The sequence below is a fragment of the Rhodococcus sp. EPR-147 genome (assembly GCF_001647185.1).
Lineage (GTDB): Bacteria > Actinomycetota > Actinomycetes > Mycobacteriales > Mycobacteriaceae > Rhodococcoides.
In genome coordinates, this window is sequence record NZ_LVCU01000036.1 from 1 (window position 1) to 2,986 (window position 2,986).

Consider the following 2,986-nt stretch of genomic DNA (forward strand, 5'->3'; position numbering starts at 1 on the left):
TCCGGCCTGAAGTCGCCTTCGGCCAGGCGAGCAGCTCGCCGCGCCACATCCTGCAGCGGGTCGGCCAGGCGCTTGGCCGTCACGACGGCCACGACGGTGCCTGCCATCGCAGATGCGAGAACGACGAGCGTCACCGCTCCCAGCGCTTGGCGCTGAAGGGACCGCATGTCGTCGGACGGCACTTCGAGGCGAAGCGAACCCGAGGTACCCATCGACAGCGATTCCACCAGCGGGCGAGGCACGGACGACTGCCCGATGTCCGCGCGCGAGGCGGCATCCTCCGGAGTCGGATAGATGACCACGAGCCGGCCGCCCTGCGGGATCGCCAACCGGAGCGAGCCGATGTCGAGTTGACCCTCGATCAGCCCCGCGGACCCTTCCTGCGAGATGATCTCCGCTGCCATTCGATCCAGGCGTGCCTGCAGGTCGTTGCGGGTGAAATCCTCCACCCACAACCACGCGGTGTACATCAGGGGCAAACCGAGCAGCAACGCCGTCATCACGACGACGGCGAGAATCGAGACCAGAATTCGACGCCGCATCGACCGCTAGTCGCTGTTGATACGGAAGCCGACGCCGCGCACCGTGGCGATGCGACGCTCGGCCACCGGCCCTTCGTCGCCGATCTTGCGACGCAGCCAGGACATGTGCATGTCCAGAGTCTTCGATCCGCGCAACTCTGCGTCGCCCCAGACCTCACGCAGGATCACTTCGCGAGAGACGACCTGGCCCGCATGGTCGAGCAGGACCTTGAGCAGCTCGTATTCCTTGTTGGCGAGAGATATCTCGGTGCCACCGACCAGGACGCGTCGGGCAGCGGGCTCGAGACGAATCGCACCGACCTCGATCGGGGAATCCTCCCCGGCACCACGGCGGCGGAGCAACGCCCGTACGCGGGCCATGAGCTCGGCGAGCCGGAAGGGCTTACCGACGTAGTCGTCGGCGCCGGCGTCGAGACCGACCACGAAGTCGACCTCGTCGGTGCGTGCGGTGAGCATGAGTACGGCAACCTCGGATCGGTTGGCACGCACCTGCCGACACACTTCGAGGCCGTCCATCCCCGGCAGGCCGAGGTCGAGTATCAACAGGTCGAATTTTCCGTCCAGCGCACGCTGAAGGGTGGCGGGGCCGGTCTGTTCGACGGTCACCGTGTAGCCCTCGCGCCCGAGCGCTCGGGACAGGGGTGCAGCAATGGCTTCGTCGTCTTCGGCAAGCAGCACGTCGGTCACATCGGTCACCCTACGGTTCGAAGGTGAGAACAGCCTGTGTTACCTGCGTTTACCGGCTCGCCAACCGGGCTTGGACTCGCCGGCCGAATCCTCGGGTGTCGGCTCGAACGCCGCTTCCCGGCCGTGCACGGGTTCGCGACGGTACTCCATCGAGTCGAATACTTGCTGGTAGAGCAGCGAATGGACGCGTTGCACGTGCGGAATGTCGTCGAACTCGAGTGGGTCGTCCGATGCCGAGGCGATGATCAGCGTGCCGGTCCGCAACATCCGGTCAATCAGTCCGTGTCGAAACTGCACATTGCTGATTCGGCTCATCGGAATGTCGATGCCGGAGTGTGTGAGCACGCCTTGTCTGATCAACACTCGTCGATCGGTGACGATGAAATGCGTGCACTTCCAGCTGATCAGTGGCACCAGGCACCGCCACACGACGATCGCCGCCCACAGCACCGCTGTGGCGATCATGGCGGCGTTCGCAGCGGTCGATTCGAGGCGTGCACTCGCGGCCCCCAGCCCGACGCCTGCCAGGCCCGTGACGAGAACGAACGTGACCGACGGCAGGACGAGCATCTTCCAGTGGGGGTGATGATGAAGCAGGAGCTCTTCCTCGTCGGCCAACGCGTCCTGTGGATAACCCACGTGCACTCCTGACTACTCGCTACGACTTCCGTCGAGTCGATATGGTCTCACGCGAGAGGTCGCAGATGAGTGACATCACCGGCGGCCACGGCCAGCACCGACGGGTGATCGGACCCGGGGTGCTCGACCTCGATCACGATCCGGCCGTGCTCGTCGACGTCGACCGCGGTTCCGACCTTCTCGTCGCCGCCGGGCAGATCGACTCGCACACGCTGCCCGATCGTGCCGCACCTCTCCCGGTACCGGTGGGCGAGGTCGTCGGTGTTCCAGTTCGAGTCCCGCCACGAGTCCACCTCGGCGGCCATCCCCCGCAGAATCGCCCGAACCAACGTGTCGCGGTCGAGAACCGCGGCCCCCTCCAGCGCCAATGACGTCGCCGTGGGTACCGGCAACTCGTCGACGGTCATCGTCACGTTCACCCCGAGCCCGATGACGACAGTGGGCGACGGTCCGTGCGCGGCGACCTCGGCCAGGATGCCCGAGACCTTCTTGCCTCCGATGAGGACGTCGTTGGGCCATTTCAGCCGAGCGTCCACTTCACCGACGGTGCGCAACGCGTCGACCAGAGCGATTCCGGTCATGAGCGACACCCACCCGAGCACGGCGGGATCGATTCCCGGGAACTTCAGCAGCATCGACACGAGGATCTGCGACCGAGGCGCGCCGGAGAACGGTCGCGCATGCCTGCCACGTCCGCTGTCCTGGTGTTCGGCGATCAATGCCGTCCGGTCTGCGTAATTCGCGACCCCCGCGATCAGGTCGGCATTGGTCGAACCGGTCTCCGCCACCACGTCCAGCCGGGACCACGAGGCCTGCGGGCCGTCCACCAGTGCCCGACGAAGCGCGCGGACGTCCAGTGGTGGCCGATCGAGGTTTGTCCACATGCGCACCAGCATATGGGCTCGCCGACAGGCCGACGGCCTGTCGCCGACCACCCTCGGTCGGGGCGCAGATCACACTCGCAGTTAAAGTGGTTCCCCATGACCAGCGTCCAGGATTCCACTGCACACGGGTCGGCCGAAGCCCCCGATATCCATACCACTGCGGGTAAATTGGCCGATCTTCGTAAACGTCTCGCGGTTGCGGAGATTCCGTCCGGTGAGGCAGCGGTGGACAAG

General features: G+C 65.7%; 3 protein-coding genes and 1 pseudogene. All 4 read right to left on the reverse strand.

Features of this window, described 5'->3' with window-relative positions; translation table 11 throughout:
• Positions 1 to 542 (reverse strand): annotated as a pseudogene (locus tag A2J02_RS01320) (sensor histidine kinase); the annotation flags it as partial.
• A gap of 6 nt (positions 543 to 548) precedes the next feature.
• Entirely contained in the window at positions 549 to 1,229 is a 681-nt protein-coding gene (locus A2J02_RS01325) for a response regulator transcription factor (RefSeq protein ID WP_037190266.1), read from the reverse strand.
• Between the two features lie 39 nt (positions 1,230 to 1,268).
• Entirely contained in the window at positions 1,269 to 1,868 is a 600-nt protein-coding gene (locus A2J02_RS01330; protein ID WP_068045754.1) for a PH domain-containing protein, read from the reverse strand.
• Positions 1,869 to 1,915: 47 nt separating this feature from the next.
• Positions 1,916 to 2,752, reverse strand: a complete 837-nt coding sequence (locus A2J02_RS01335) for a biotin--[acetyl-CoA-carboxylase] ligase (RefSeq protein WP_068045756.1) — start codon at positions 2,750 to 2,752, stop codon at positions 1,916 to 1,918.
• Positions 2,753 to 2,986 lie beyond the last annotated feature (234 nt).

What these genes read in the sequence shown, in the direction of transcription:
- A2J02_RS01335 (WP_068045756.1), bottom strand. Translation starts at nt 2,752, where the DNA reads ATGTGGACAAACCTCGATCGGCCACCACTGGACGTCCGCGCGCTTCGT.